Annotated in this window: 7 protein-coding genes; 2 read left to right on the top strand and 5 right to left on the bottom strand. The window is 45.7% G+C overall.

Annotation, left to right across the window (positions count from 1 at the left end; translation table 11 throughout):
- Positions 1-293: 293 nt before the first annotated feature.
- On the top strand, positions 294-1,205 hold the full coding sequence (gene yvcK / locus CEX73_RS02450) for a uridine diphosphate-N-acetylglucosamine-binding protein YvcK (protein ID WP_101627009.1): 912 nt from the start codon (positions 294-296) through the stop codon (positions 1,203-1,205).
- A gap of 38 nt (positions 1,206-1,243) precedes the next feature.
- Here the strand turns inward: yvcK and bioD are convergent, their stop codons facing one another.
- Genes bioD through bioB form a run of 4 tightly spaced genes read right to left on the bottom strand, consistent with a single transcriptional unit; the run spans position 1,244 to position 4,850 of the window.
- A complete protein-coding gene (gene bioD / locus CEX73_RS02445; RefSeq protein WP_101627011.1) occupies positions 1,244-1,924 on the bottom strand; it encodes a dethiobiotin synthase in 681 nt (226 codons plus the stop codon).
- The gene (gene bioC, locus CEX73_RS02440; RefSeq protein WP_101627008.1) at positions 1,917-2,690 is read right to left on the bottom strand and encodes a malonyl-ACP O-methyltransferase BioC; all 774 of its coding nucleotides are present in this window, start codon (positions 2,688-2,690) and stop codon (positions 1,917-1,919) included. The genes bioD and bioC overlap by 8 nt, the downstream gene beginning before the upstream one ends.
- Positions 2,674-3,840, bottom strand: a complete 1,167-nt coding sequence (gene bioF, locus CEX73_RS02435; RefSeq protein WP_101627007.1) for an 8-amino-7-oxononanoate synthase — start codon at positions 3,838-3,840, stop codon at positions 2,674-2,676. The genes bioC and bioF overlap by 17 nt, the downstream gene beginning before the upstream one ends.
- A complete protein-coding gene (bioB, locus tag CEX73_RS02430; RefSeq protein ID WP_101627010.1) occupies positions 3,840-4,850 on the bottom strand; it encodes a biotin synthase BioB in 1,011 nt (336 codons plus the stop codon). Before bioB ends, bioF begins: the two co-directional genes overlap by 1 nt.
- A gap of 102 nt (positions 4,851-4,952) precedes the next feature.
- Between bioB and bioA the strand changes: the two genes are divergently transcribed.
- Entirely contained in the window at positions 4,953-6,242 is a 1,290-nt protein-coding gene (gene bioA, locus CEX73_RS02425) for an adenosylmethionine--8-amino-7-oxononanoate transaminase (RefSeq protein WP_101627006.1), read from the top strand.
- A gap of 40 nt (positions 6,243-6,282) precedes the next feature.
- On the opposite strand, the gene pgl is transcribed toward bioA, so the two are convergent.
- Positions 6,283-7,174, bottom strand: an 892-nt coding sequence (gene pgl, locus CEX73_RS02420; RefSeq protein ID WP_101627005.1) for a 6-phosphogluconolactonase, incomplete at its 5' end; no start/stop codon positions are given.

Below are 7,174 nucleotides of genomic sequence, written 5' to 3'. Positions count from 1 at the left end.
TCTAATACTTATATGATTGAGTATAGTCATAGTATAAGCCAGCATTAACTGTCAGGCAAACAGAGGAATAATTAATAATAAAAAACATATTTTATCAATTTTTTCCTAAATAATTTATCATTCTCCACTAGAATAACACAAGTCAAGTTATAGAGTTACTCTATGTGCAATCATCAATTCTCATGATTTCCTCGATATACCATCTGATAAAAACATATTTGATTAATACGCTTCTAGGAGAAGCGTAATTTCATTTGCTATAAACGCCGTCTTTCTTAATTGCTAGGAGATGTATGCATAACCTAACTTTAGCAGATTTAGATCAAGTAGTGGCATTGGGCGGCGGACATGGATTAGGTCGGGTGATGTCAGCCCTTTCCTCACTCGGCTCACGATTGACTGGCATTGTTACTACTACGGATAATGGCGGATCATCTGGTCGTATCCGTCAGTCGGAAGGAGGTATAGCCTGGGGCGACACTCGTAACTGCCTTAATCAGCTGATTGCTGAGCCAAGTATTGCATCTGCGATGTTTAAATACCGCTTCGACGGTCAGGGAGAACTAGCAGGTCACCACTTAGGCAATCTAATGCTTAAGGCGCTGGATAATCTTAGCCAGCGACCGCTGGAAGCAGTTAATTTCATTCGTCATCTGCTTAAGGTAAATGCTAGCCTTATCCCGATGTCTGAACACCCAATAGATCTACTGGCTATTACGGCTCGCGGGAAAAAGATTTCTGGAGAAGTAGCTGTGGACCGGTTGAGAGAGTTACCAGCGCAAATGAAACTTTCAGCAGTAGTACCTGCAACGCACGAGGCGCTGCAGGCAATTGCGGATGCGGACCTAATTATTATTGGTCCAGGTAGTTTTCTGACTAGCTTGATGCCATTATTACTACTAGATGATTTAACTCAAGCGCTGCGCCATACTAGTGTACCTATAATCTATTTAGATAATCTAGGTCGTGAGCTTAGCATAGCAGCAGCTAATCTCTCATTGAGACAAAAAGTAATCATGATGGAACAGGCTATAGGTCGCGAAAAAGTGATTAACGGAATTATTATTGGACCTGGTGTAACACCAGGCTCGATAAGCGAACGTATCGTTATTCAGCGACCACTGGAAGCTGTTGGTGAGCAGCACTATCACGACCGTGATTTACTACGTCAAGCATTAGATTTCATCTTACCATTATTGTACTAACTATTAATGAATATTGAGTAGTCAGCTAGCTCATATTTTTACCTACTAAGTTTAGCAAGATCGATATAGTCCGCTAGCCAAGCTTTAGTACAGTCGCTCAACCACGGAATTTCACCTATCAATGGCACATCTAGCCTATTGCGCAACGCTACCAAATAGTCGTACGGCCGGTGTGTCGCCGGTTGTGGGTGGTTGGCAATCCAGCCAACCAGCTGTAAACCTAACTGCCGTACTGCTAGTGCAGTCAGCAGGGCGTGATTAATACAGCCTAACTTGATGCCAATTACTAATATTACGGGCAGTCGCTCAGCGCTTACCCAGTCGCTATAGAGAAGTTCGTCTCCTAAAGGAGTAAACCAGCCTCCTGCACCCTCTACTACAATCCAATTAGATTGCTTTTCGATAACTCTAAGCCCAGCAGATAGCTGATAGTTATCTATATTCCTTCCTTCTTCGTGGCAAGCAATATGAGGTGAGGTAGGTTCACTAAACGCAAGTGGGTTCACCTGCGAATAAAACAACGTGACATTACTATTAGCCAACAGTGTTAATGCATCGCTATTGCGAAGGCCGTCAGATGTTAGATAACAACCGGTAGCTACAGGCTTATAGCCGGCAGCCTGATGACCGGCGCGAGCCGCAGCTTGTAGTAACGCGCAGGCAGCGATAGTCTTACCGATATCGGTATCAGTTCCAGTTATGAAATAACGTTTAATCACGATAAAGTACTCCATAAACGAGTTGATAGCTTAACGGCAACCCTAACGAGTGCTTGGGCCAGGCTTCCTCCAACTCGCGGAAGCGAGTACGGCTTATCATACCTGATGGACGACCTCGGTGCAAATAGCTCGCGCCTACCCCTTTGATTTCACGCAGCAAATCGATTAGTTGTGAATAATGCAGCGTTATTTGTTCCATCACTATCTGGTGGTTATAGGCATCGAAAGCTGCGGCAATATCTAGTTGTGGCAGAAAATCGTTAATATGCATACCGTCGTCTACTTGTTTCCACGCTTGTTCTAGTTCATTCAGTGATCCCTGGGCCAAGGTAGATACTGCTAAGACACCACCTGGACGTAGTACCCGGTAAAATTGCGCTAGCACCTGCGGTAAATCTTCGCACCACTGGACAGCAAGGTTACTAAACACGCATTCAACAGCAGCAGCCGCTAGCGGTAGCTGCTCGATATCACCGAGAATATAAGCATCCGCTGAGTTCTGTTGCTGGGCACTAGCCAGCATAGCAAACGAAAGATCTAACGCAATGACACAATTACCATCACGTTGCCAGCAACGACTGAACCATCCTGTACCGCAGCCAGCGTCTAGAAATAACTTACCGTGTCTGGGACCGATCAAGTCCCGCAAACGTTCGCCGCAATCACGCTGAAAAGCGGCGTAGCGATCATAGTGCGGTGCTGCACGGCTAAAACTGCGGGCTATACCTGTTTTATGGCGGATGGGTAGATTAAATGTGCTTAACATTGGCCAATGCTTCCAGCAGTTGTTGAATATCCCCGTACTTATGGGCGGCTGTTAGGGTAATACGCAGGCGAGCACTGCCAGGTGGCACAGTAGGTGGACGAATAGCGGTTAGCCACAGGCCTTGTTCCAGCAACTGACTAGCCAAAATTAATGCGCTTAAATTATCGCCGATTAATAGCGGCTGAATTGCAGTTGCTGATGGCGCTAGCTTATAGCCTAATGATTGTGCGCCATGACGAAAGCTATCGATATAGTATCGCAGCCGCTGACGTAATACTTCTCCCCTACTACTACTAATAACAGTAAGAGCTGCGTCTATTGCGGCAACAGTTGCTGGAGGTAGTGCTGTGCTATAAATAAGATGCGTAGCAAACTGTAGTAGATATTCTGCCACTGGTACCTGGCACAAAACTGCCGCGCCACTCACTCCTACTGCTTTACCAAATGTGACTATGAGCACATCCGGACGACAATATTTATCCCCGCAACATCCGCGTCCCTCTGTACCTAAGACGCCGAAACCGTGGGCATCATCCACCATTAACCAGCCATCTACAGCATGTGTACATTGTCTCATAGCAGGCAATGGCGCCTGATCACCATCCATGCTGAAAACACCCTCGGTGATTACCAAGCGGTTACCAACACAAAAGCGTTGCAGTAATCGTTGTAACGCGCTAACGTCATTATGGCGAAAACGTCTTAGCTCCGCCGGAGATTGAATAGCCGACTCAATCAAAGAAGAATGACTCAAACGATCAGCTAGAATATGATCGCCAGCTGTCATCAATGCGCTCACTACTGCTTGGTTAGCAACATAACCAGAACAAAATAACAATGCACGTGGAAAACCAAGCCAATGAGCTAAGCGGCTTTCTAGCCGCTGATGTATCGTACTATAACCGATAACGTGGCCAGACCCTCCCGAGCCAATTCCTTCCTCTGCGGCCGCCTGCTGCCAGGCGGCAATAACCTCTGGGTGACGCGCCAGACCAAGGTAGTCATTACTAGAAAAATTCAGATAACGTTTGCCTTGGTAAATCAAGATACGGTTGTTGCCGCCGCTGACTGGCTTACGATATCGATAAGCTTGTTTATGCTGCTGCAGGGCTAGAGCTTTTTCGATACGCGGTATCCATGACCCAGCCATCAGCTAGCTGCATTATAATATTGATTAACTAATCGCGTGCTATGAGCATTAATGCTCTTGGGGGTATGTACTTCTATCTTAATATTTAACTTACGGAATAGCGCTCTATCGCGTTCCTCTGCTGGGTTCAGGGTGGTTAGTAGCTTGCCACCGTAGAAAATAGAATTCGCACCTGCCATAAAGCATATAGCCTGGGTTTGTTCGTTCATCTGTTCGCGCCCAGCAGACAAGCGAACATAAGAGGTAGGCATCATAATGCGCGCAACGGCAACGGTGCGAATAAAATCGAAAGGGTCTACATCTTTATTTTTCGCCAGCGGCGTGCCACTGATTTTTACTAGCATGTTGATCGGTACACTCTCCGGCGGCTCAGGTAAATTAGCTAGTTGCACCAGCAGTCCAGCGCGATCGCTGATTGCTTCTCCTAATCCTATGATACCGCCGGAGCATACTTTGATCCCTGCCTGACGGACTGTTTGAAGTGTATCAAGCCTATCCTGATAACTACGTGTAGTAACGACACTACCATAAAATTCCGGCGAGGTATCTAAGTTATGATTATAGAAATCAAGACCTGCTTCTGCTAGGCGTTGTGCTTGCTCATTGCTAATCATGCCTAAGGTCATGCAGGTTTCTAATCCTATCGACTTTACTCCTTGCACCATTCTCTCCAGCAAGGGCATATCACGATCATGTGGGTTCTTCCAAGCGGCTCCCATGCAGAAACGCGTTGCACCAGCATTGCGTGCTTTTTGCGCTGCGTCTAAAACTTGCTGTAACTGCACCAGACGCTCACTATTTAATTGAGTCTTGTAATGAGAGCTCTGTGGGCAGTATTTACAATCTTCTGCGCAGTCGCCGGTCTTGATCGATAAAAGTGTGCTGATTTGTACTTGTCCTGGTAGAAAATGTTTTCTGTGTACTTGTTGAGCGTTGAAGAGCAAATCAAAAAAAGGCTTATCAAACAGTGCGGTGGCTTGTTCTAGCGTCCAACGTTGATTGCTTTGCATCATCTATATACCCAGTTATAAATAAACTAGTAGTATTACTTTACTATATTTTATTATACTGTCAATAAAATATTTATATACCATAGTTGATAGGTTTGATAGATGCACCCAGACTACCTTGCTTTTGATCGCCGTCATATCTGGCATCCCTATACCTCAATGATTCATCCATTACCTAGCTATCCAGTGATCTCCGCCGCTGGCTGCGAACTAACTCTAAGCGATGGCCGTAGGTTGGTAGACGGAATGTCTTCTTGGTGGGCAGCAATTCATGGTTATAACCATCCGGTAATTAACCAGGCAATGAACGATCAAATAAGCCATATGTCACACGTTATGTTTGGCGGGATTACCCACTATCCGGCGGTGGAGTTATGCCAACGTCTTGTAGCGTTAGTACCTTCTGGTCTAGAGTGTGTTTTTTTAGCTGATTCAGGATCTGTAGCTATAGAAGTAGCGATGAAAATGGCTCTGCAGTACTGGCAAGCCAGCGGAAAGCCGCGTCGTAAATTTCTCGCTTTGCGCCAAGGCTATCACGGTGATACCTTCGGCGCGATGTCTGTATGCGATCCCGATAACTCTATGCATAGATTGTATAACAACTATCTCCCGACACACTTGTTTGTCGATTCCCCGCAACGACGTTTCGGAGAGACCTGGCACGCCGGCGACGATCTTAACCTCAGTACCACCCTAGCTACTCATCATGCATCTTTAACTGCTGTGATTCTGGAACCTATTGTGCAGGGCGCCGGCGGTATGCACTTCTACCACCCGCACTACCTGAGGCTAGTGCGCGAATTATGCGATCAATATGGGTTATTACTAATTGCCGATGAAATCGCTACCGGCTTCGGTCGTACTGGTGAATGGTTTGCCTGCGATCACGCAGGTATCTCACCGGATATTATCTGCGTAGGTAAAGCGCTAACCGGCGGCACAATGACACTATCTGCCACATTAACGCGCCGTCATGTGGCGGAAACTATCAGTAATAGCGATGCCGGCTGCTTTATGCATGGCCCCACCTTCATGGGTAATCCGCTTGCCTGTGCTGCAGCCAATGCAAGTATTTCATTACTGGAAGACGAAAGCTGGCGCCCACGTGTGGCGGCTATAGCCGCGCAACTACGCGCTGGTTTGTTACCTTTATTAGATCACCCGCAGGTGCGAGATGTGCGAGTCTTAGGGGCTATTGGTGTAGTAGAAACCAAATTGCCAATAGCGGTGTCTACGCTGCAGAGCTGGTTTGTCGATCAAGGAGTTTGGATTAGACCTTTTGGCAGCTATATTTATCTCATGCCGCCATATATTATAAATGTAGAAGCTCTGCAACGTTTACTCTACGCTATAGCTGGGGCTTTAGATTATCAGAATCATTTTATTATATAATAATATCTTTTAAGAAAGATTAATATCTATAACATTATAACTATAAGTTAATAATGACTACGCACATGGGGCCTTGACCGACTGCGTAGCGGGACAATTTATTTAAGGCACCGTTTTGTTTATCGATACCATACACCGTAATATGATGGGATTTCTGACCGCTGACAATTAAATAACGCCCAGTAGCATCTATATTGAATCCTCGTGGCTGGATTTCGGTCGAATAATGGCCGATCAGATGTAATACCCGACCATTCTCTGACACAGCAAAACAGGCAATGATACTAGCACTACGATCACTACAATATAACCAGCGGCCATCAGGTGTTATATGGATATCTGCTGCCCATCTCCCATGGTCTAAATGAGACGACATAATATCTATTGTTTGTACTATGCATGGATGATTAGTTGTGCATATAGTAACGGTACTATCCAGTTCGTTGATAGTATAAGTATATCCGCCAGCGTAATGAAATGCCATATGGCGTGGACCAGCACCAATCCTACTCTGCACTGCTTCTGGTTCGTAGGGCATTAACGTACCTACTTTCGCCCTATGGAAGAGACGAATACGGTCTTCTTTCAGACAAGGAACCCACACTACCCGATTATTAGTATCCACATTAGATGAATGACAATTAATTAATTTATCTATAATTTGCACCGGCGCACCAGCAATTCCCTGTTCATCGATTTGGCTGACGCTTAAACAGCTACCGTTATAAGAAGCACAGTACAAAGTGTTACCTAATAAATCTGTGGTCAAATGGGTCGGGCTGCTAAACAGTGGCGCTCGGCCTACCTCACTGAGTAAACCATAATTAATATCAATGCGGTAGCTGACTACGCTACAGACAGGACGTACGCCAAGATACAGATGTGTTTTGGCTGGATGGATAGTCATTGGCTGTCCTATTCCAGGGGTATTC

The organism is Candidatus Palibaumannia cicadellinicola (assembly GCF_002855795.1).
Classification (GTDB): domain Bacteria; phylum Pseudomonadota; class Gammaproteobacteria; order Enterobacterales; family Enterobacteriaceae; genus Baumannia; species Baumannia cicadellinicola_C.
Note: the sequence above shows the minus strand (reverse complement) of the source record. Positions and strands in the feature narration are given on the sequence as shown.